General features: G+C 60.7%; 21 protein-coding genes. 12 read left to right on the top strand and 9 right to left on the bottom strand.

What is annotated here, in order from left to right:
• Positions 1–10 precede the first annotated feature (10 nt).
• The 7 genes from raiA (at position 11) to ptsP (ending at position 5,341) form a co-directional block, all read left to right on the top strand.
• On the top strand, positions 11–568 hold the full coding sequence (gene raiA / locus GX444_17130; protein NLH50306.1) for a ribosome-associated translation inhibitor RaiA: 558 nt from the start codon (positions 11–13) through the stop codon (positions 566–568).
• Positions 569–573: 5 nt separating this feature from the next.
• Complete coding sequence (locus GX444_17125; protein ID NLH50305.1) at positions 574–909, top strand: PTS sugar transporter subunit IIA; 336 nt, start codon at positions 574–576, stop codon at positions 907–909.
• A gap of 123 nt (positions 910–1,032) precedes the next feature.
• On the top strand, positions 1,033–1,992 hold the full coding sequence (hprK, locus tag GX444_17120; GenBank protein NLH50304.1) for an HPr(Ser) kinase/phosphatase: 960 nt from the start codon (positions 1,033–1,035) through the stop codon (positions 1,990–1,992).
• Entirely contained in the window at positions 1,989–2,855 is an 867-nt protein-coding gene (gene rapZ / locus GX444_17115) for an RNase adapter RapZ (protein ID NLH50303.1), read from the top strand. The genes hprK and rapZ overlap by 4 nt, the downstream gene beginning before the upstream one ends.
• Positions 2,856–2,869: 14 nt before the next feature.
• Positions 2,870–3,274 carry a PTS sugar transporter subunit IIA gene (locus tag GX444_17110; protein NLH50302.1) on the top strand — a complete coding sequence of 135 codons (405 nt, stop codon included), beginning with the start codon at positions 2,870–2,872 and terminating at the stop codon, positions 3,272–3,274.
• Between the two features lie 4 nt (positions 3,275–3,278).
• Positions 3,279–3,548: an HPr family phosphocarrier protein gene (locus GX444_17105; protein NLH50301.1), complete on the top strand. Its 270-nt coding sequence runs from the start codon at positions 3,279–3,281 to the stop codon at positions 3,546–3,548.
• Between the two features lie 5 nt (positions 3,549–3,553).
• A complete protein-coding gene (gene ptsP / locus GX444_17100) occupies positions 3,554–5,341 on the top strand; it encodes a phosphoenolpyruvate--protein phosphotransferase (protein ID NLH50300.1) in 1,788 nt (595 codons plus the stop codon).
• Positions 5,342–5,377: 36 nt separating this feature from the next.
• Here the strand turns inward: ptsP and GX444_17095 are convergent, their stop codons facing one another.
• The 7 genes from GX444_17095 to GX444_17065 form a co-directional block, all read right to left on the bottom strand.
• Complete coding sequence (locus GX444_17095) at positions 5,378–6,955, bottom strand: Rne/Rng family ribonuclease (protein ID NLH50299.1); 1,578 nt, start codon at positions 6,953–6,955, stop codon at positions 5,378–5,380.
• Positions 6,956–7,014: 59 nt separating this feature from the next.
• The gene (locus GX444_17090) at positions 7,015–9,546 is read right to left on the bottom strand and encodes a TIGR03960 family B12-binding radical SAM protein (GenBank protein NLH50298.1); all 2,532 of its coding nucleotides are present in this window, start codon (positions 9,544–9,546) and stop codon (positions 7,015–7,017) included.
• A gap of 42 nt (positions 9,547–9,588) precedes the next feature.
• Positions 9,589–10,056: a hypothetical protein gene (locus tag GX444_17085; protein NLH50297.1), complete on the bottom strand. Its 468-nt coding sequence runs from the start codon at positions 10,054–10,056 to the stop codon at positions 9,589–9,591.
• 145 nt (positions 10,057–10,201) lie between these two features.
• The gene (nifU, locus tag GX444_17080; protein ID NLH50296.1) at positions 10,202–10,858 is read right to left on the bottom strand and encodes a Fe-S cluster assembly scaffold protein NifU; all 657 of its coding nucleotides are present in this window, start codon (positions 10,856–10,858) and stop codon (positions 10,202–10,204) included.
• A 39-nt stretch (positions 10,859–10,897) separates the two neighbouring features.
• Positions 10,898–11,347, bottom strand: a complete 450-nt coding sequence (locus GX444_17075; protein ID NLH50295.1) for an Rrf2 family transcriptional regulator — start codon at positions 11,345–11,347, stop codon at positions 10,898–10,900.
• Between the two features lie 10 nt (positions 11,348–11,357).
• Positions 11,358–12,602, bottom strand: coding sequence for a cysteine desulfurase (locus tag GX444_17070; protein ID NLH50294.1), 1,245 nt, complete (start codon positions 12,600–12,602; stop codon positions 11,358–11,360).
• Positions 12,603–12,761: 159 nt separating this feature from the next.
• Positions 12,762–13,406 (bottom strand): TetR/AcrR family transcriptional regulator, encoded by a 645-nt coding sequence (locus GX444_17065; GenBank protein NLH50293.1) that lies wholly within the window; start codon positions 13,404–13,406, stop codon positions 12,762–12,764.
• A 365-nt stretch (positions 13,407–13,771) separates the two neighbouring features.
• Here GX444_17065 and GX444_17060 point away from each other — a divergent pair, with 365 nt between their 5' ends.
• Complete coding sequence (locus GX444_17060; protein NLH50292.1) at positions 13,772–14,275, top strand: flavodoxin; 504 nt, start codon at positions 13,772–13,774, stop codon at positions 14,273–14,275.
• A 369-nt stretch (positions 14,276–14,644) separates the two neighbouring features.
• On the opposite strand, the gene dinB is transcribed toward GX444_17060, so the two are convergent.
• Positions 14,645–15,826 carry a DNA polymerase IV gene (gene dinB / locus GX444_17055; GenBank protein ID NLH50291.1) on the bottom strand — a complete coding sequence of 394 codons (1,182 nt, stop codon included), beginning with the start codon at positions 15,824–15,826 and terminating at the stop codon, positions 14,645–14,647.
• A gap of 123 nt (positions 15,827–15,949) precedes the next feature.
• Between dinB and GX444_17050 the strand changes: the two genes are divergently transcribed.
• From GX444_17050 to GX444_17040, 3 genes are all read left to right on the top strand, one after another.
• Entirely contained in the window at positions 15,950–16,474 is a 525-nt protein-coding gene (locus tag GX444_17050) for a hypothetical protein (protein ID NLH50290.1), read from the top strand.
• A gap of 120 nt (positions 16,475–16,594) precedes the next feature.
• Complete coding sequence (locus GX444_17045; GenBank protein NLH50289.1) at positions 16,595–18,685, top strand: S9 family peptidase; 2,091 nt, start codon at positions 16,595–16,597, stop codon at positions 18,683–18,685.
• Between the two features lie 129 nt (positions 18,686–18,814).
• Positions 18,815–19,519 carry a hypothetical protein gene (locus GX444_17040; GenBank protein NLH50288.1) on the top strand — a complete coding sequence of 235 codons (705 nt, stop codon included), beginning with the start codon at positions 18,815–18,817 and terminating at the stop codon, positions 19,517–19,519.
• 64 nt (positions 19,520–19,583) lie between these two features.
• On the opposite strand, the gene GX444_17035 is transcribed toward GX444_17040, so the two are convergent.
• The gene (locus GX444_17035; protein ID NLH50287.1) at positions 19,584–20,930 is read right to left on the bottom strand and encodes a hypothetical protein; all 1,347 of its coding nucleotides are present in this window, start codon (positions 20,928–20,930) and stop codon (positions 19,584–19,586) included.
• Positions 20,931–21,121: 191 nt separating this feature from the next.
• On the opposite strand from GX444_17035, the gene GX444_17030 reads away from it, so the two are divergent.
• Positions 21,122–22,360: an aldehyde dehydrogenase family protein gene (locus GX444_17030; protein NLH50286.1), complete on the top strand. Its 1,239-nt coding sequence runs from the start codon at positions 21,122–21,124 to the stop codon at positions 22,358–22,360.
• Positions 22,361–22,486: the final 126 nt, after the last annotated feature.

Here is a 22,486-nt window from a genome sequence, read left to right as displayed (position 1 = left end):
GGGATGGAGCATGAGAATCAGCGTGACCTTCCGGCACATGGAACCGACCGAGGCAATCAAGGAATACGCCGAACGCAAACTGGCGAAGGTAAAGCGCTACCTCGACGAACCGATCGAAGCCAACATCGTTTTGTCGATCGAAAAGCACCGCAACATCGCCGAAATGACTTTGACCGCGGGCCGCAGCAGCATCAACTGCACCGAGGAAACCGACGACATTTATAGCTCAATCGACAACGCCCTGACGAAGTTGGAGCGCCAGATCAAAAAACAGAAGGACAAGACCCGCTCCAAAAAGGGCCGTTCCAAGCCGGAACATGACGCTTTTGTGCAAAAAGTGGAGGACATCGACGAGGAGGCCGCGCACCAGCCGGAATGGATGAAACGGATCGCCGTAACCGAGGGCGCGATGCCCAAACCCATCGGCGTCCAGGAAGCGGTCGTTTGGATGGACGCCAACCCGGCGTCCGAATTGCTGGTCTTCACCGAGGTCGACAGTAAGCGGATCAACGTCCTCTACCGCCGTAAAAGCGGCGACTTCGGCCTGATCCAGACACAAGGGGAATAACCCCCTTGGATTTGACATCATTTCTGGATCCGCGCGCCGTCATCCCGGAGTTGCGCGCCGCGGACAAAACGAGCGTACTCCGGGAGTTGACGCAGCGACTGGCCTGGTCCGCGCCCGAGGTGGAGGAAGACCGGCTGTTTGCGGCGCTGCTGGCGCGGGAACAACTCGGCAGCACTGGTATCGGCGACGGGGTGGCGATCCCGCACGCCAAAGTCAGTGGGCTGCATCGAATTTACGCGGTCTTCGGCCGCAGCCCGGCCGGCATCGATTTCGACGATCCGGACGGCGAACCGACGCGGCTTTTTTTTCGTACTGGTCGCGCCGGAGGGAAAGATCACTGATTACCTGGCCGCGTTGGAACGGGTGGCGCGGTTGCTGCACGACCCGGCCAATCGCGAACGACTGCTGCAAGCGGCGCCCGAACAATTGCCCGCGCTGTTAGGCGCGACCGACGGAGAGTAGAAGTGTCGGCCATCACCGTCCGTGAAATTCTGGAGCATCGGCGGATCGACCTATCGCTGGATCTGCTGACTTCCGAAGCGGGCCTGGACAACAAAATCCGCACCCCTTACGTGCAGAAATCCGGCCTGGCGATGACCGGCTACGTTTCCTTCGTCGCGCGCAACCGCGTTCAGTTGTTCGGCCAGACCGAAATGTCGTATCTGGCCGGCCTGCCGGCGGAAGACCAGGAGCGCGTCTGCGAAAAATATTTCGACCAGCACGTGGCCTGCTGCATCATCTCGCGCGACCTGCCCGTGCCGCCGATCTTTCTCGCCCATGCCGAGCGGACCCAAACCCCGGTGCTGCGCACCGCGCTGCCGACGCAGGCCTTGATCGAACGGCTGACCAAGCTGCTCGAGGCTCATTTCGCCAAGAGCGCCAGCCTGCACGGCGTGTTGCTCGACACCTTCGGCGTGGGCGTTCTGCTCTTGGGCGACAGCGGCATCGGCAAGAGCGAATGCGCGATCGATCTGATCGCCCGCGGTCACCGCCTGGTGGCCGACGACACGGTGGAATTGGTGCGCCAGGGCCCGACCGCCATTTACGGCCGCGGGCCGGAAATCATCAAATACCACATGGAAATCCGCGGCCTGGGCATCATCAACATCAAGGAATTGTTCGGTATCAGCGCCATCCGCGACCGGAAGAAGGTCCAACTCGTCGTCAAGCTGGTCACCTGGGAGAAGGACATCGATTACGACCGCATCGGGCTGGACGACAAGAAATACACCATCCTTGGAGTGGAACTACCCCTGATCGTGCTGCCGGTGCGGCCCGGCCGCAACCTCTCGACGATCATCGAAGTGGCGGCGCGCAATCAGTTGCTCAAACTGGAAGGCTACAACGCGGCGAAGGAATTTCAACAACAGTTGCTCTCCAAGTTGAGCCAGGAAGCGGGCTTACCCGGAGAGGAAACCGAATGAGAGACACCCGCCTTGTCATCATCAGCGGCTTGAGCGGCAGCGGCAAATCGATCGCCAGCAAGGCCCTGGAAGACCTGGGCTATTTCTGCATCGACAACCTGCCCGTCGAACTGCTGGAAAAACTGATCCAGCTCACGACGCTCGGCCGGCCGGGCGACATCAGCCGGATCGCCGTGGTCATGGATACCCGCGATCCGAATTTCCCCGGTCGCGCCGCCGAAACGTTCCAGCGGCTGCGCGATGACGCCTATCACCTCGAAATCGTCTTTCTCGAGGCTGATGACCGCATCCTCATCCAGCGTTTTTCCGAAACGCGCCGCAGCCATCCGCAGGCGAGCGGCGGTTCGGTTCTGGAGGGCATCGGCAAGGAACGCGAAAGCCTGAGCGAGCTGAAAAAAAGCGCCGATTGGGTGGTGGACACCTCCGCCCTCACGCCGCACGAACTGCGGAGCCTGATCCAGGAGCGGTTCGCCGCCGGGAACTTGCAGCCGACCATGGTCATGCGCCTGGTCAGCTTCGGCTTTAAATTCGGCCTGCCGGGCGACGCCGATCTGGTGATGGACGTGCGGTTTCTGCCCAATCCCTTCTTCATCGAGGAATTGCGGCCGTTCTCGGGTCTGGACGAGAACGTCGCGAAGTACGTGCTGGAAAACGACATCTCCCATTCGTTTCTGGAAAAGTTTTTTAATTTGCTCTCGTTCCTGCTCCCGCTTTACCAACGCGAAGGAAAGAGCTATCTAACGCTGGCGATCGGGTGTACCGGCGGCAAGCATCGGTCCGTCGCCATCACCGAAAACGTCGCCCGGCAATTGAAGCATCAGGGAATGATCGTCACGGTTCAGCATCGGGACGTCAAAAAATAGACAGGTAGGCAATCATGGTCGGAGTAGTGATCGTCGCGCACGGCAATTTGAGCGGAGAAATCCTCAAGACGGCCTCGTTGATCGTCGGCTCCCCGCTGCAAGGGGTGAGCAGCGTCTCGCTCACCGGTCAGGAAAAACCGGACGAGGTGCGCGAGCGCATCGAGGCGGCGATCAAGGAAGTCAACGCCGGCCATGGCGTCATGGTGTTTACCGACATGTTCGGCGGCACGCCGAGCAACATTGCCCTTTCCTTCCTGAAGGAAGACAAGGTGGAAGTCGTCAGCGGTTTCAATCTTCCCATGTTGGTCGACATGGTGTATTCGCGCGAAGGCAAATCCCTGCGGGAACTGAGCCAGCAACTGGCCGAAATCGGGCGCAGCAGCATCCGCCTGGCGAGCGAATATCTGCGGAATGGATGAACGCATGTTCGTGGAACGAGAGTTGACGGTGATCAACCAGGCCGGTCTGCATCTGCGCGTCGCCAGCAAAATCGTCAAATTGCTGAACGATTTTCAATGTGACGCGACGATCTTCTTCGACGGGCGGGAAGCCAATGCGAAAAGCATCATGAGCCTGACCCAGTTGATCGCCCCGCCGGGCAGCGTTTTGAAACTCCGCACCACGGGCCCCGACGCCTATCGCGCCGCCGTGGAATTGGAAAAGCTGTTCCGCAACAAGTTTGAAGAGGATTAACGGCGTTGGTTAAAAACAACGAACACGTGCTGGAAATGACCGGCGCCTCCGGCGCGCCCGGCATCGCGCTGGGCCGCGCCTATCACTACGACCATCCCAACATCCGGGTGCCGCACCACAAGCTGGCGCCCAGCGAAATCGACCAGGAAATCACCCGCCTGAACTCGGCGATCCTCCTCTCGCAGCACCAATTGGTCGAAGCCTCGGGCAAGCTGCAACTCGACGAGCACAAACAGATCATCGAAGCCCACTTGAGCCTGTACCAGGATCCGGAATTCTTCCACCGCCTCCGCCAGCGCATCCAGGATCTTTCGATCAACGCCGAATGGGCGGTCACCCAGATCATCGCCGAGGTGACCAATCTGTTCGATCACGTCGAGGACCCCTACCTACGCGAGCGGCGGCGCGATTTCGAATACGTCGAACGCCGGTTGGTCATGAACCTGATGGGGGTCAGTTCATCGGGCCTCGAAGGCATCACCGACCCGGTCGTGCTCGTCGCGCACGACCTTTCGCCGGCCGATCTGGCGCAAATCAACCGCGACAAAATCCTGGGCATCGTCACCGACCTCGGCGGCACCACCAGCCACACGGCGATTCTGGCGCGCGCGCTGACGATCCCCACGGTCGTCGGTCTGGACGCGGTGACCGCAGAAGTGAAAACCGGCGACCTGATCATCGTCGACGGCTTCGAAGGCAAGGTTTACCTGCGGCCGTCGATGGAACTGATCACCGATTTCGACACGCGCCGGCGGCAACACAAGCGCTTCGAGGAAGACCTCCGGAAGATTCGCGACCTCCCCGCCCAAACCGCCGATCGCGTGCCGGTCGTGCTCGCCGCCAACATCGAATTGCCCAGCGAGTTGGAGATCATGCGCACCAACGGCGTGGAACGCATCGGCCTGTTCCGGACCGAATTCCTGTTCCTCTTTTCGGCGAACCTGCCGGACGAAATGGCGCAGTACGACGTGTACCGCGGCGTGATTGAAAAACTCGGTGCGCGCGGCGTCACCACCATCCGCACGATCGACCTGGGCGGCGACAAGGTCAGTTTCGCGGCGGCCGATTGCCAGAACGAGGCCAACCCCGCGATGGGCCTGCGCGCCATCCGGCTCTGCCTGGCCCACCCCGACGTCTTTCACACCCAGTTGCGGGCGATCCTGCGCGCCAGCGCGCACGGCAAGACTCGCATCATGTTCCCGATGATCAGCGGCATGGACGAGTTGCGACAGGCCAAGGCGCTGTTGGCCAAGGCCAAGGACGAGCTGCGTCGCGAGGGCATTCCCTTCGACGAAAACATCGAAATCGGCATCATGATCGAAACGCCCGCCGCTGTCTGGATCGCCGACCTGCTGGCCAAGGAAGTCAATTTCTTCTCGATCGGCACCAACGATCTGATCCAATACACGCTGGCCGTGGACCGCAGCAACGAACACGTCAACTACCTGTTCCACCCGCTGCACCCGTCGATCCTGCGGGCGATTCTGCAGGTCGTCATCGCCGGCCACAACGCCGACATTCCGGTGGCGATGTGCGGCGAAATGGCCGGCCAGCCGGAATACGTCATGGCGCTGCTGGGCCTGGGCCTCGACGAGCTGTCGATGACGCCGAGCAAGGCCCTGCACGTGAAACGGCTGCTCAGCCGGTTCACGACCGATCAGGCGCGCGCGCTGGCCACCAGCGCCCTGCAATTGACCACCGCCGGCGAGGTCGACCAGTTCATCGTCAGTTATATGCACCGCGAGTTCCCGGACGAGTTCAACCCGGAAGCGAAACACAATTCGTGGAACTGACCCGCCGGTTTTCCCGCGCCCGCCCGGGCGGCGAAATCAGGAATAGATGACTTCGAATTGTTCGAGGTGGAAGGTGGAATTGTCCTTGATGGTGATCCGGCGCCCGCTGAGTTGTTCGAGATATTCGAGCCCCGCCCGCTCCTCTTCGTAGAGCAGGTCGGCGATTTCCGGGTGCACCTGCAGCACGATGTTCTTGCCGGTCGCCTTCTTGAACTCTTTCTTGATCTCGCGGAAGATCTCGCCGCAGATGCTGATCTTGCTTTTCACATAGCCCTTGCCGTCGCAATACGGGCACGGTTCGCTGAGCACCCGCGCGATGGATTCGCGGGTGCGCTTGCGCGTCATCTCGACCAAGCCCAGTTCGGAAATCTTGAGGATGTTGGTCTTGGCCCGGTCCTTGGTCAGTTCCTCCTGCAGCGCCGCAAATACCTTTTCCCGGCTGGCTTCCTTCTCCATGTCGATGAAGTCGATGATGATCAGCCCGCCGAGATTGCGCAGCCGCAACTGGTAGCAGATTTCCTTCACCGCCTCGAGGTTCGTCTTCAGGATGGTGTCCTCGAGGTTGTGCTTGCCGACGTAGCGCCCGGTGTTGACATCGACCGCGATCAGCGCCTCGGTCTGTTCGATGACGATGTAGCCGCCGCTCTTCAGCCAGACCTTGGGCTGCAAGGCGCGCGAGATTTCGACTTCCAGCCCGTAGTAATCGAAAATCGGCTCCTCGCCCTCGTAGAGGTCGATCCGGCAGTTCATCCGCGGCATGTGCTTGCCGAAGAAGTTGAGAATCTTTTCGTATTCCTCCGGCGAATCGATCATCACCCGCTCGATATCGGTGTTGAACAGGTCGCGGATCGCCCGCAGGGTGATGCTCAGGTCGCTGTGCATGAGCGAGGGCGCGCGCGAGGATTTGTACTTTTTGTGGATGTTCTGCCACAGGCCGTTGAGAAACTCGACATCGTTGGCCAGCGTCTCGCGGTCCTTCCCGTGTGCGGCGGTGCGGATGATGAAACCCGTTCCTTCCGGGCGCAGGCCGTCGACCAATTGCTTGAGCCGCGTCCGCTCTTCCTCGTCCTCGATCCGGCGCGACACGCCGACGTGATCCATGAACGGCATCAACACCAGGTTGCGGGCCGGCAGGCTGACGTGGCTGGTGATGCGGGCGCCCTTGGAACCGATCGGCTCCTTGGCGACCTGGACCATGATCTCCTGACCTTCGCGCAGCAGTTCCTCGATCGGTTGGCCGACCGCCGCCGGCGCGACCGCCGCCGCGACCGGGGAAGCGTTGATCTCCTGATCGAACGCATCGCCCCCGCCGTCCGGTTGCATCCCGGCGAAAGCCTCCGCCTCCTCCTCGGCCTTTTCCTCGTAGAGATCGACTTCCTTCTCGGGGTCGCGGACGTCGGCGACGTAGAGAAAGGCCGCGCGATCCAGCCCGATATCGACGAAGGCCGCCTGCATCCCCGGCAGGACGCGCATGACCTTTCCCTTGTAAATATTGCCGACAATGCCGCGCTCGCGCACCGGCTCGATGTGCAACTCGACCAGGTGGCCGTTTTCCAACAACGCCACGCGCTTTTCCTGATGCGTCACATTGATCACTAATTCGCTGCCGGGCATGATTTCCCCATTGCCAAAAGCACGACCGATTGTAGGCAAAGCGACCGGTAATCGCAAGTTTAGGTTTTTTCGCCGGCCGCCATCACCGTGCGCCGCCGAAAAACGTGATAAGCCGGAATCCGTTCCTCCGGCAAACCAAGCAAAAGCGCCCCGAGGTGCGTCGGCTTGAGCATCCCGGATGGCGGATTGAGCGCGAAAAACCGCAGCCGGCCGTTTTCCAGTCGCGCCCAGCGCACCAGTTGCCGCGCGTCCAGCACGCGGTCGCGCCCTTTTTTCACCACCGTCACCGGGTATTCGGACAGCGCCAGAAACCGCTCGATCGCCGCGGCCGCCGCGGTTTCCCCTGCCGGTTCGGTCAATTCGATCTCGTACTCCCAGCCGGCGATCGCCTCGAACAGGCTCGGCGCTTCGTTGGGCATTTGTTTCGCCGCAATGAGCCGGAACCCTTCCGGCAGCGAGGATTGCAGGCGCGATTGGATTTCGGCCGGGCCCGTCGTTTCGGTCAGCCAGGCTTCCAGCCATTCCTCGTCGCCGGCGATGCCGATGGCCAGCGGCGGTCCGAACGACAGGCGCGGCATCGGGTGATAGCCGAGGCTGTAGGCGACCGGCAACCCCGCCCGGCGCATGGCGCGGCCGAAAAGCCGCACCAGATCCAGGTGGCCCAGCCATTTGGCCGTCCCCGCCTTGGCGAAGCAGATCCAATAGCGAAACAGCGGCGGTGGCGTTGTCGTCGTCGCCGGCGGGGCCGGTTCGCTTGCCGGCGCGGCGATTTCCGCCGCGGCCAACCGCGTCCGAATCTCGGCCGCGCAGTTGCCGCATTCCTTGCAAATGCCGTCGCGGCAATCGGCGGTGGTTTCCCCGCGCAAGGCGCGGTCCCGTTCCGCCCGCAAATAGGCCGGATCGATGCCGATGTCCACGCCGTCCCACGGCAGGATCTCGTCGTCGGCGTACGTCTTCGTCGCCTCGGCGACCAGGTCGAGGCCGGCTTGAAGAAACGCGGCTTCCCAAACGCCGTATTTGAAATGCTCGCGCCAGCCGTCGAACCGGGCGCCGCCGCGATAGGCCGCCTCGATGGCTTCGCCGGTCCGGCGGTCGCCGCGGGTGATCGCGCCCTCGACGAGGCTGGCCAGCACCGGATTGGTATGGAACGTGATGGCGCCGCGCTGCGCCTTCGACGGAAAGCGCTTCAACCGTCCGACCAGGTCGGCGGGCGGCAACATGCCGAAGCGCTCGAACGGCGTGTGCGGTTTGGGAACGAACGTGCTCACGGTGACGTTCACCCGGGCCCGGCGGTCCACCTGGTTGCCGGTCCGCCAGACGCGCTGCACCAAATCGCCGATGGCCGCGACATCCGCCTCGGTTTCCGTCGGCAGGCCGATCATGAAGTACAGTTTGATCAGCTCCCAGCCCATCGTAAAGACGTGTCGCACGGCTTCGAGGATCGGTTCGTCGCCGATCGGTTTGTTGATGACCCGCCGCATCCGCTCCGTCGCCGCCTCGGGGGCGATGGTAAAACCGGTGCGGCGTACCTGGCGGATGGCGGCGGCCAGTTCGCCGCGCAAGGATTCGGCGCGCAGGCTGGGCAGCGACAACGCCACCCGCGCCGGCGCCAGCTCGCGCATGAGCCGCGGCAGTACCGACTGAACCGGCGACCAATCGCCGGTGGAAAGCGACAGCAGGCTCACTTCATCGTGCCCGCTCTCGGCCAGTCCCGCGCGGACCAGGTCGATGACCTGTTCGCCCTCGCGTTCCCGCACCGGCCGATAGAAAAATCCCGCGAAGCAGAAGCGGCAACCGCGCAGGCAGCCCCGCATGACTTCGATGGCCAGACGGTCGTGGACGGCCGGCGCGCTGGGCAGGATCGGCGCGGTCGGTCGCGGCGCGGCCCCGAGATCCGTCACCAGGCGGCGCCGGACGCGCGCGGGCTGCCCCGGCGCGAGTTGAAATCCTTCCAGGCGACGATCACGAAACACCGGTAGCCGCGCCTGCGGAAGATACATGCCGGGAATGGCGGCCAATCGCGCCAATTTTTCCCGCCGGTCGGCGCCGCCCAGTTTCGCGTCGCGCAAGGTCCGGGCGATCTCGACGATGGCGTCCTCGCCCTCACCGATGAACACCGCGTCGAAAAAAAGCGCCCACGGTTCCGGATTGGCGGCGCAGGGACCGCCCGCGATGACCAGCGGCGCGTCCTCACCGCGGTCGGCGGCGCGTAAAGGGATGCCGCCCAGATCCAATATTTGCAGGATGCCCGTGGCCGAAAGTTCGTATTGCAGCGTGAAGCCGACCAGATCGAACGCGGCCAGCGGCGTCCCGGTTTCCTGCGAACCGAGCGGCAGCCCTTCCCGGCGCAGCAACGCCTCCATGTCCGGCCAAGGGGAATACACCCGTTCGGCGGCGCACCAGGGCAGGTCGTTCAAAATGCCGTAGAGAAGCTGATATCCCAGGTGGCTCATCCCGATTTCGTAGACGTCGGGAAAAGCCAGCGCCACGCGGAATTCGACGCTCGCCGGATCCTTGCGGCGCGCGCCGATCTCTCCGCCGATATACCGCGACGGGCGCTCGACCTGGGCGAGTAGCTTATCCATCAGCATGGATGACTTGCTCCGTATACCGGTTCGGCGCGCGAACTCGCCTTAAAAGCTGAATCCGAGGAGATTGGTGTGCCAGATGCGATTGATGCCCTGCGGCAGGGTTTCGGAGATCATCGAAACCCGCGGCGCTTGCATGTTCCATTCGGGCATTTTGTCGAATTTGATGCTGGCCGCGGCATCGAGTTTCGAGGTGGACACGGGCAAGGTCATGCCGAGCACGACGCCGCCCGCGGTGCCGCAGATCGTCGTAACGATGAATACCGTGTCGAAATTGACGTCGGCTTCCGGGTTCCAGTAGAAAGTCAGAACCAATCCGCTGAAGATCAGGCCGGTCACCGTTCCCATCATCGTCGCCAAGGCCAGCGTCCGGCCGCGCCCCGGCTCGATCGCCGCGTTACTGAGCCAACGGTCGTTGTCTTCGTCGAAGGTGAAGGAACTTTCCTGCGCATAGCCCACGAGCGGGCTGGCGAGCAGAGCCAGGCATAACAAGGTCGTCAGCAGGGTACGCACGATCCGGCTGCTCCTTTCCTCAGTGATTCTGACCATTTTAAGGACACGGTAGTTTAGGGGGATTCCCGATGCCGGTCAAGCAGCTTCTTGGAAAAGGAAAACGTCCGCGGACGATTATTCAATGCGAATATTCGGCGGCACGAAATCAGTTCATTTCGAAACCGCAGGTCGGGCAGTCGTGCGCGCCTTTGGGCATGATGGCGCCGCATTTCGGGCAATGGGCCAGTTCCTTGCCGCACGGCTCGCAAATCGGGCTGTCCTTCGGGATTTCCGCGTCGCAGAACGGACAGCAGGCAAAGCCCTCTTTCGCCGAGCAACCCTTGCTTTTTACCGTTGGCAGCGCGGTCGGCGCCGCTTGCGGCAGCGGGCCGCCGAACCGCTCGGCGTAGATATCCTCGCGGCTCTTCTCCGGGATTTTTACCGTCGCGTCGGCCGCGGCGTTTTTATCCAGGTAATTTTGAATGGCCTTGTGCAAGGCGTCCGCGCCGAGGTTGGAGCAATGCATTTTCTGCGCCGGCAATCCGCCGAGTTCCTTCGCGACGTCGTTGCGGGTGATTTGCATCGCCTCGGCCAGCGTCTTGCCGATCGCCATGGTGCTGACCATGCTTGAAACGGCGATCGCCGCGCCGCAACCGAAGGTTTGAAAGCGCACGTCCTTCAGGCGGCCGTCTTCCACCTTGATATAGAACGTCATCATGTCGCCGCAAACGGGATTGCCTTCCTCGCCGATGCCGTCCGCGTTTTCGATCACGCCCACGTTGCGCGGGTTGCCGAAATGATCCATTACCTTATCCGTGTACATCGCCGCCTCTCGATCCCCGCGCGCCGTCCGTCGCCGGCGCTAGATGTAATACATCTCGGTGGTTGAGCAGCCCTTTTCAAGCTGCCGTTTGTGTAAATCGGCCAACGTAATGCCATTCAGTTTTTCCTTGATGGCTTCGCCCACCATCTGCCAGATTTCCAACGTCGCGCAACCGGCCGCGCGGGCGCACCGGCTCGGATTTTTCGCGCACTCGACCGCGCGAATCGGCCCTTCCAACGCTTCGATGACCTCGGAAATCAGAATCTCCTGCTCGGGACGGTTCAGCAGGTATCCCCCCGCCGCGCCGCGCACGCTGCGGATGATGCCGGCCGACCGCATCTGGGTGAACAGCCGCTCCAGGTATCGCTTACTGAGCCCCTGACGCCGGGCGATATCGGCCAGCAGCACCGGTTTTCCCGTGCTGTTCATCACCAGATCGATCAACGCCCGCAGGCCGTAGCGCCCCTTGGTGGAGATTTTCAGCGCCATGCTCGCTCCGTCAGCCGCCGACGTTCGGCGCCGGACGCGTCACCCAGGTGTCGTAGACAGCGCGATCCGTGTCGCTCATCCGGCCGCGCCGATAAGCCTCGAACAACGGGCTCATGTTACGCAAGCCGGCGATTTCCTTGGCGAGCGCTTCGGCGGTTTTATCGATTTCCGCCTCGGTGTTGCTCCGGCCCAACGAAATGCGCACGCCGCTGTTGCCGAGTTGCTTGTTGATGCCCATGGCCGCCAGAACGTGGCTGGGTTCCAGGGTGCCGGAGGTGCAGGCGCTCCCCGTGCTGACGGCGATGCCGTGCAGCATCGTCAATTTCAGCAGCAGGCCCTCGCCTTCCACGAAATGGAAGAGCGCGTGCAAGGTATTGGGAACGCGCGGCGCGTCGGCGGCGGTCAGATAGATGTTCGGCACCGTCTCCAGCAATCGTTTTTGCAGGCGATCGCGCAACGCCCCGATCCGCGGCCCGTCGGTCGCCATCCGTTCATGCGCCAGTTCGAACGCCTTGCCGAAGCCGACGATCCCCGGCACGTTTTCGGTGCCGGCCCGCCGATTGAATTCGTGGTGGCCGCCGGTCAGCAACGGCCGGATGAACGAACCGCGCCGGATGTACAGCACTCCGATGCCCTTCGGTCCGTAAATTTTATGGCCGGACAGGCTCATGAAATCCACGCCCAGGTCGTCGACCCGCAACAAGAGTTTCCCCGCGGCTTGCACGGCATCAGTGTGAAAAAGAATGCCGCGCTCCTTGACGATCCGGCCGATGTCGGCAATCGGCTGAATCGCGCCGGTCTCGTTGTTGGCGTACATGATCGAAACCAGAATCGTATCGTCGCGCAAGGCCGCGCGCACGGCTTCGGGCGAAACGACACCCCGCGAATCGACGCCGACCCGCGTGACCTCGTAGCCCATTTTTTCGAGCCGCTCGGCCGTGCTGAGGATCGCCGGATGCTCGATCGCGCTGACGATGAGGTGTTTGCCCTTCTTCTTCATGGCTTCGGAGACGCCGACGAGCACGTGGTTGTCGCTTTCGGTCGCCCCGGAGGTGAAGATCACTTCCTTGGGTTCGCAGCCGAGATAATGCGCGACTTTTTCACGCGCTCCTTCCACGCCTTTGTGCGCCGCCTGGCCGAAGCTGTGAATGCTGCTGGCATTTCCAAACGAGCCCTGAAGGTAGGGCAACATTGCTTCGAGAACCAGCGGATCGACCGGTGTGGTGGCATTGTGATCCAGATAAATCGATTCCATTCCCGGCAGGCCTTTCCTTTGCAAAACAATCCCTACCTTTATGGTAGGCATTGCAAATATATTGAATTAAAGAGACAAGTCAAGGGTCGGACGATTTTTTACCGCGGGCCAGGCGAGTTTTTCGATCTGACCCGCCGCTTGCCGGATCAAAAGAAAATTTCAGCCGGCCGGTTGCGGATTCAGACCGTGTCGCAGGATCGACAGCACTTTATCCGTCAGCTCGTTCACCTGGGAATCGTCCATTTTCGACACCCCGATGGGGTCGAGCCCAGGGTTGTAACAATACTCCTGAAAACGGGTGTTGATCACATCGAGAATCGCGGCGATCAACGGCGCGGGCACGTCGCTTCGCAGGGTGCCCTTTTCCATCTCGTCCTCGATGGCCTTGATGTACAATTTATCGATCCAGGAGATTTTTTCGTACAGGTATTTGGCCAATGCGGTATGGGGTTCGTCCACCAACCGCATATAGGCGGCGAAAAGATCGTGGTGCGTCCGCGTGAAACGGATCATCTGCGCGATCGAATATTTATACAACTCGTACAAGTCTTTCGGATGCCGTTGCTCGACATGGACTCGGAAGTGATCCATCCAACTATCCAGCCCGTTTTCCAAGGCCCATTTGACCAGGTCTTCCTTGCCATAAAAGTAATAATGCAGATAGCCGTCGGCGACTTTCAGCCGCTTGGTGATCATCTTGATGCTGGTCCGGTCATAGCCGTTATTGGCCAGCAACTCGAGGCTGATTTTATAAATTTTCTGCTTTTGCCGCGCGGCAAGTTGCTCAAACGGTTTTTTTGGCATTGATTCCTCAATTCAATGAATTGTGCGCCCATTCTATTCAAGAAAAATGCTTTTGCAACATCATTCCTCATTATTTTGTAACATCTTGAATCTTCATCGAATTAATTTGATTTTGAAAAAATATTCCAGCGGTTTTTCAATACCGATTCAAAAATATTCAGCCTTCCGGGATTTTGGGAAATATTCAAAAGCAATATTTATACTCATTCTCAATATCTGTAATATATTGATATTACAATGTTTTATCAACTCCAATGCTTGACCGGCTAAACGGCCGCACCTATATTATAAACAGCGACACGGGAACTTCTTGAAATGGCGTTGTTCATGGGAATGAAACCGCTTTTAAAAAAAGGAGAAGCCAGATGAAAAACATCGGCGTTTTCTTCGGCTCGATCACCGGCAATACCAGGGAAATAGCCGAGGCGATTCGATCCGAATTCGGAAGAAATGCCATCGTGCAGGACATCAATGAAGTCGACCGAGTAGATCTGGACGACTACGACCTGGTTATCCTGGGGACATCCACGTGGGATATCGGGGAAGTGGAAGAATGGAAGGATTTCCTGGCCAAGCTGGATAATCCGGAGCGCTACGACACCAAATTCGCCTTATTCGGTCTCGGCGATCAAAAGGAATACCCCGATAAATTTCTGAACACCATGGGCTATCTCTATGACCGCCTGTTGGCTCGCGGGGCAACGATCATCGGGAAATTTTCGACCGAAGGTTTCGGCTTTATGGCCTCGGATGCCGTGAGCGGTGGCCGCTTCGTCGGACTGGCGCTGGATCAGGACAATCAGCCCGAACAATCCCCGGTTCGCATCCGGAATTGGGTAGCGCAAATCAGGAATTCCCTGGCCGAGTAAATTCCTAATAATTCAAGCGAAAAAGGGATGCCAGGGCATTCCTTACATTTTTTCTTATGCGACTATTATTCTTCCATTACCGATAGTTACAATTTTAAATGCATCTCCGACCACCGGCCGAACGATCGCCGAAAAAAACATCGCCTCGCCAGGAATTGATTGACATCGATTTCGAAACTCGGCTAGCATCTTCTCATCGACGGGGTTGTTATCAAATCGAAATGTTTTTTCGCCACCTTTGATAAAGGTTGGTTCGCGGTTTCGTTCTGTTGACCTGCGAAGGTCAATGGTGAGATAGACAAAGGCTTCTTCCTCAAAGGGGGGTGTGGTTTTTGGTCCCGCACCCCCGCTTCCTTTTTAAGGGGTCGTTCATTCCTCGCGCGAAGGCTTTTTCAATCCGGCGCCGCCCAGGCCGATGACGCCGCGCCCGAAACGATCGGTCAGCCGATCCACCGCGGCGAACAACTTCGCTTCTTTGGTATCGGCGACAAAATCCAGATCGAGTTGCCGGCACGGCGCACTTTCCCAATCGGAAAGGCCGACGCCGAGCAGGCGAATTTTCCGCCCGGCAAAACCGCTCGCGGCGAACAGCTTCATCGCGGCGGCGAAGATGCGCCGATCGCTGTTGGTCGCGTGATCCAGCCGCGTTTGCCGCGTATGCGTTTCGAATCCTTCCAGGCGGATTTTCAAGGTCACCACCCGGCCGCAAAGCTCCTCACCGCGCGCCGCGCGACCCACCCCGGTGGACAACTCCAGCAGGGTGTCGCGGATGATCGCCGGCTCGTCGACGTCGGCCATGAACGTGGTTTCCTTCGACACCTGTTTGCGTTGTTCCTCGCCGCCGATTTCCGCCGAGGCGATGCCGCGGGATTGCGCGTGCAACTCCGCGGCCCACCGTTCGCCGAACCGTTCGGCCAGCGCCGCCGGCGGCCAGGCGCGCAATTGGCCGACGGTGCGGATGCCCAGTTGCTGCAATTCCTTGAGCGCGCGCGGGCCGACGCCGCGCAAGCGCGAAACCGGCAGCGGCGCCAGGAAATCCAACACCTCTTCCGGCGCGACCACGGTCAAGCCGTCGGGCTTCCGGTGGTCCGAGCCGATCTTGGCGATCAGCCGGTTCGGGCCGATGCCCACCGAGGCCGTTAGTTCGGTTTCGCGGCGGATCAGTTCCTTGGCGTGGCGGCCGATGTCCGCCGGCGAGCCGAACAATTTTTCCAGCCCCGTGATATCGACGAACGCCTCGTCGATGGAAATCGGTTCGACCAGCGGCGAAATGGTTTCGAGCAGCGTCATCACTTGCCGCGAAACGTCGACGTATCGGTGATGGTCGGGGGTGACGAAAATGGCCTGCGGGCAACGTTTGTAAGCTTGCGAAATCGGCATCGCCGAATGGATGCCGTAGCGCCGCGCCTCGTAGGAACACGTCGCGACGACGCCGCGCCCGCCCGGCTGCGCGCCGACCACGACCGGCTTGCCGCGGTATTCCGGATGATCGCGCTGCTCAATGGCGGCGAAAAACGCATCCATATCCAGGTGCATGATCAGGCGCGGCATGGCTCCTCGTTTCCGTTTGGCTCCCGGCCAAATTATCACGGCCGCGCCGGAACCGGAATATTGGTTTTTCGATTAAAAAGTAGTATTGATAGGAACAGGGTTTCGTTCTTCAGGAGGATGACCATGGATAAAAAATCTTTTTTATTGATCCTGACCCTGCTGGTCGGCGCGATCGGTTGGTTTGTCTTCTCCTGCGGCGACGATGACGACAATGATGACAATGACGACAGCGGCACCGCCGCTGACGACGACAATGACGACAATCAGAGCGATGACGACAACGGCGATGACGATACGCAAGGCCCCTCGATCGTCGACACGCAAACCGGCTCTTGTAAGGACGGATCGGGAGCCGGCAAAGAGGACTGGCCGCAGGATCTCGTCTTCAGCTACGAGGGCGGCATTCTGACCGTGACGCACGTCAACGCGGTTTTCAACTGCTGCCTGGAACGCGTCGATGTCACCCTGGAAATATCGGGCAATGTCATCCGGTTGGACGAGGTGGAATATACTCCCGAACCCTGCTGGTGCGAATGCCCGTTCGATGTCGCCACTCGGATCGCCGGCCTTGCCCCCGGAACTTATACCGTCGAGGCTTGGGTCAACGGCGCCCTGGCGATCACCGAATCGACCGTGATTCCCGAGTAAGAACCGGCCGCTCACTCCGGTCGCTTCCGATCCCCAAAGTTGCGCTTCGGGCGCGACGGGTTTAACTTCTGGTTGTTTCCCTTGATCTAACCCTGCATTGAATCAGGCGGAGGTTTGCCGATGTCTTTGCTTTCGGGCCGTCATGGCCGGCGGATCATTTTTTGGCTCTCGTTGCTCCTTCTTGCCGTGGCGGCCTTCGGCTGCGCGGCCGCGAAAACGGCCCCGGTCGTTCCGGCGATCGCCGCCAAACCGGTCATCCCGCCGCTGATTCCGCGGCAGGTGTTGTTCGGCAACCCGGATCGCGCCGGCGTGCAACTCAGCGCCGACGGGCAAAAGATCAGCTTTTTGGCGCCGGTGGACGGCGTGCTGAACGTCTGGGTCGGTCCGGCCGACGATTTCACGACGGCCAAGCCGGTGACGAGCGATAAAAAGCGCGGCATCCGCAACTATTTCTGGGCCTACACCAACGAGCACGTTCTCTATCTGCAAGACAAGGACGGCGACGAAAACTGGCGCGTCCACGTCGTGGATCTGCGCGACGGTTCCGACCGCGACCTGACGCCCTACCCCGGCGTGCGCGCGGACATCCAGGCCGTCAGCCCGAAATTCCCGACGTCGATCCTGATCGCGCTCAACAATCGCGTGCCGGAATATCACGACCTCTACCGCGTCGATCTGCTGACCGGCGAATTGTCCCTGGCGATGCAAAACCCCGGTTTCGCCGATTTCGTCACCGACGACGATTACCGCATCCGCTTCGCCGACCGCATCACCCCCGACGGCGGACTCGAATACCTGAAATTGGCCGATGACGGCCAGTGGCAGCCGTATCTGCAAATCGGGGCGGACGACGCGATGACCACCCACCTGGTCGGCTTCGACAAAACCACCGCGGGCATTTACCTGCTCGACAGCCGCCAGCGCGACACCGCCGCGTTGTACTGGCAGAACGTCGCCTCGGGCGAACGGAAATTGCTGGCCGAGGATCCGCGCGCCGACATCAGCGACGCGCTGGTCCATCCCACCGAGAAAACCGTACAGGCCGTCGCCGCGAATTTCGAGCGCAAGCACTGGCGGACTCTGGACCAGGCCATCGCCCCCGACCTGGAATACCTGCGCGGCCTCGACGACGGCGACGTGGAAGTAACCGACCGCACCGTCGACGACGCCCGCTGGATCGTGGCGTACGTCAAGGACGACGGGCCGGTGCGCTATTACCTTTACGATCATCGCGCCCGCCGGGCGAAATTTCTCTTTACCAATCTGCAAGCCCTGGAACATCTGCCGCTGGTCAAGATGCATCCGGTCAGCATTCCGGCGCGCGACGGCCTGTCGCTGGTCAGCTACCTGACGCTGCCGCAAGAATCGGACCCGGACGGCGACGCCCGGCCGGCGGCGCCGCTGCCGCTGGTGTTGTACGTTCACGGCGGCCCCTGGTCGCGCACGTCGTGGGGTCTGAACTCCATGCACCAATGGCTGGCGAATCGCGGTTACGCGGTGCTGGACGTAAACTTCCGCGGTTCGACGGGATTCGGGAAGAACTTCATCAACGCGGGCAACAAGGAATGGGGCGGCAAGATGCAGACCGACCTCATGGACGCCGTAGCCTGGGCCGTCCAGGCGGGCATCGCCGATCCGGCCAAGGTCGCGATCATGGGCGGCAGTTACGGCGGTTACGCCACATTGGCGGGTATGACCCTGACTCCCGAGGCGTTCGCCTGCGGCGTCGACATCGTCGGGCCGTCCAACCTGGAGACGCTGCTGGAATCGATCCCACCCTACTGGAAGCCGATGCTCGACGTTTTCTACACGCGCGTCGGTGATCCGCGCACCGACGAAGGCGTGCTCTTTCTCGCGTCGCGTTCGCCGCTGACGCATGCCGACCAGATCCGCCGGCCGCTTTTGATCGGCCAGGGCGCCAACGACCCGCGCGTCAAGCAGGCGGAGTCGGACCAGATCGTCAAGGCGATGAAGCTGAGCAATATCCCGGTGACCTACGTGCTCTATTCGGATGAAGGACACGGTTTCGCCCGGCCGGAAAACCGGCTGTCGTTTTTCGCGGTGACCGAACTGTTTCTCGCCGGATGCCTGGGCGGCCGCGCCGAGCCGATCGGCAAGGATTTCGCCGGTTCGAGCATCGCCGTGCCGGAAGGTGCGGCGCAGGTGCCGGGATTGATCGAGGGTTTGAACCCGCCAGGGGGCGGAAATTAGGTCGACTCGCCCTCGTCGCCGAGGGATGTTGAAATTACGGTGAAAACGATTAGTCTATTGGCTCTTTCCGAAAAACTTGCGGTACCTGTTATCCGTACCGACAACACAAAAGCAAGAAGGAGGAAATTCATGCGTTTGTCCAAATTGACGATGGTAATGGCGTTCGCGATGGTTTTGGGTTTTGCCACCCTGGCGTTCGCGGGCCCGCTCTCGGAACTGGACGGCGGCAATTGGTGGTGGCTGTACAGCAACAAGGCCGGCGAAGCGACCGGCTGGCAGCACGACGTAAACACCAAGGTGACCGTCGACGGCACCACGGCGATCAAAACCACCCGCACCCTGTTCGAGAAAAAAGGCAACAAGACCGTCGAAATGGAATTCGTCCGTTCGACCAACCAGCCGATGCACTCCTTCACAATGAAGGTCGAAGGCAAGACCGTCACCGGCAAACCGGTTGAAGGCGGCTACGAGATCATGGACGGCGCCAACAAGATCATGTTGAAAAAGGGCGATTTCGACTATTTCAGCTATGACGAGCAGGAAATTCTGAACAACGTGCCCGAAAAGCAGGCCAAAGAATTCAAAATCTTCTGCTTCAAAGAGATGAAGGTCGTGAAAGTCACCTACAAGAACGAAGGCTCCGAGAAAATTCAGGTCCAGGGCAACGACATCGACGCCGGCGTTTACAACATCGTCGAAGGCACCTCGTTGACCCGTTGGTGGGTGGCCAAAAAGACCCTCGCCATGATGAAAATGCGCAACGAAAACGCCGACAACACCGGCAAGCGCGTGAAGATGGAAGAAGTGAAGAAAGCGTTCCCGAACGCGAAATAAATTCTTCCGGATGGTTAAACGAAAAACCGCCCGCCGAAAAAGCGGGCGGTTTTTTTATCCGGGCTTACTCCGCGAGATTCAATTCCCGGCGAATCCGCTCGATGTCGGCGACGATATCCGATTGGTTCTCGGCCGCGTATTCGAGGTCTTTCAAATATTCCCGCAAAACGCCGATCAATTCGGGATCGCGGGCGGCGACGCGCGGCGACATGCCGTCCAATTCCTCCATGGGCGCATCGACCCAGGAGGCCAGGTACTGCTTCATATCCTCGAAATCGGGTTCCGCGCCGTCCTCTTGCAACAGCTCATTGAGGTCCATTTCGGAATCCTCGACATGGCGGAGGCGATCGCCGAAGGTCTTGTCCAGCATCTTCTTGCCCTTGACCAGATCCTCGCGCGACGGTGCTTCCAGGATCAGTCCCTCCTCCTCGAAAACGACACGGCCCAGGATGCGCGGTTCCGCGCTCTTCGCGCCCTTCGCCTTGGGGCGCTCCAGCCATAAAAAGCCGTTTTCGGTTTCCTCGTCCGGGCAAAAATCGCGCTGTTCCGCCAGCAGCCGCCGGATTTCACCTTCCGCGGTCATTTGGTAGTAAGCTTGATAGAGAATCAGATCCCCGTCGAGCGCGGCTTCGTCCGCTTCCTCGGGGCCCGGGGCCTGAAAACCATCGGCAACCGCGGCCAGCACTTCCGGGAAATACTCGTGAATCGCATCGACGTGATCGGCGTGCGGATCCTCGCTTTCGAGCTCGAAGAGATAATCCTCGATGGTGTCCAGCACGACATCGCGCGACAAACGATCGACCGGTTCCCAGGCCAGGAATTCGATCCGGTCCGCAAACACGCACAGGTGGACCAGCCGCAGCTCCCACTTGCGGAACCGGCCCGGTTCGCCTTCGAACCGCACCGTGAATTCCTCTTCGGAAAAAATGTCGCTGATCAGGGCCTCGCCATTCGGCCGGATTGCCCGGAATTCGACCAGGCGGATCGGCTCGGCCGCCAGCGCCAGGAGAATCGCCCGCTCCTCGGCGGTCAGCCCGGACCCGAATTGGCCGAGGAATTTGTCGGCAAAACTCCGGCCGTTGCGATCGTGATAGAAAAAGAGCAGCCAATCGTGCCGGATATCGCCGACCGGATCGCCGGCGGCCGAATCCTCATCCAGAAATCCGGGGATGTCCTGATAGATTTCCCGCCATTCGGCCTGGTTTTCCGCGGCGTCGAGCCATTTCCACAAACGGGTAAAAACCTCGCGGCAAGCCTTACCGCTCGCCGTCGCCGGAATGACGCAACGTTCGTCGGACGGCACGATCCGCGGGATCGGCCGGATCGGCAACACCTTGACCTTGCCGGCGCAACAATTCTTGTACTTTTTTCCCGACCCGCACGGGCACGGATCGTTCGGACCGATATTCATGTAGGTTCACCTTCGCTGTTGAAAGACAAAAAATCAGGCGGTGATTCTAGACCAACCGTCCGTGTTGAAAAAGAGACCCGGCGCAAACTATTTTCCGCCGGCGAAAGATCGGAAAAAATCCATTTCGTCGGTTTTCTTCCGCGCCGACGGTGCTATGTTAATTCCCGATTCATTCGAGAGGAAACGGTTCGATGACCATCGCCAGCACCAATCCGTCCAACGGCCAGTTGATCAGAACTTTCGCGGAACTTTCGCCGGCGGAAATCGAGCAACGGCTGGCGCGCGCCCAACGGGCGTTTCCGGCCTGGGCCGGGCTGGGTTTCGTCAAGCGCGCCGCCCTGCTGCGGGGCCTGGCCGCGCGGCTGCGCCAGGACGCCCAACGGTTGGGCGCGCTGATGACGCTCGAAATGGGCAAGCCGATCGCGCAAGCGCGGGCCGAAATCGAAAAGTGCGCCTGGGTCTGCGAATTCTACGCCGCGCACGGGGCGGAATTCCTGCCAACGCGGGCGGTCGCGACCGATGCCGCCGAAAGTTACGTCCGTTACGACCCGCTGGGTATTGTCCTGGCGATCATGCCGTGGAATTTCCCGTTCTGGCAGATCTTCCGGTTCGCGGCGCCGGCGCTGCTGGCCGGCAACGCGGCGTTGCTCAAACATGCCTCCAACGTGCCCCAATGCGCGATGGCGATCGAGGACCTGTTTCGGGATTGCCGTTTTCCGGACGGCGTTTTCACCAACCTGCTCATTTCCGCCGCCACGGCCGAAACGCTGATCGCCCATCCGGCGGTCGCCGCGGTGACGCTGACCGGCAGCGAAACGGCCGGCCGTCGCGTGGCCGCCGCGGCCGGCGCGGCCTTGAAAAAATCAGTGCTGGAGTTGGGGGGCAGCGATCCGTTCATCGTCCTGGACGACGCGGACCTCGAACGGGCCGCCGCGGCGGGTGCGCAGGCGCGGACGATCAACGCCGGCCAGAGCTGCATCGCCGCCAAGCGATTCATCGTTTTGGAAACCGTCGCCAAACCGTTCCTGCAGCTGTTCAAGGCGCAATTGCGGCAACTGAAGGTGGGCGATCCGCTGGACGAGACAACCGCGATCGGCCCGTTGGCGCGGGGCGATTTGCGTTTTCTGCTGCACGACCAGATCACGCGTTCGGTGACCGCCGGCGCGCGGCTTGAACTGGGCGGCGAAATCCCCGCCGGGCGCGGCTATTTTTATCCGGTCACCCTGTTGACCCAGGTCCGCCCCGAAATGCCGGTCGCGGCCGAGGAAACCTTCGGCCCGGTCGCGCCGGTGCTCGTCGTCGAGACCGACGCGGAAGCCGTCCGTCTCGCGAACGCCTCGCCATACGGCTTGGGCGCCTCGCTGTGGACGCAAAACCAGGCCAAGGCGCGCCGGATCGCCGGTGAGCTGGAAGCCGGTGTTTATACTTAGGCAATATGTCCCCTCAACTGTGCAGCAAAAATGTCCCCTTGGTTACGTAGAGTTCGGAGCCGAGGCCTGATAGACCCACGTCCAGTTGGTTGTTCCCTTTCGATTTTCCGTTTTGCATCGGGCTTT

Source organism: Myxococcales bacterium (genome assembly GCA_012517325.1).
Classification (GTDB): domain Bacteria; phylum Lernaellota; class Lernaellaia; order Lernaellales; family Lernaellaceae; genus JAAYVF01.
Note: the sequence above shows the minus strand (reverse complement) of the source record. Positions and strands in the feature narration are given on the sequence as shown.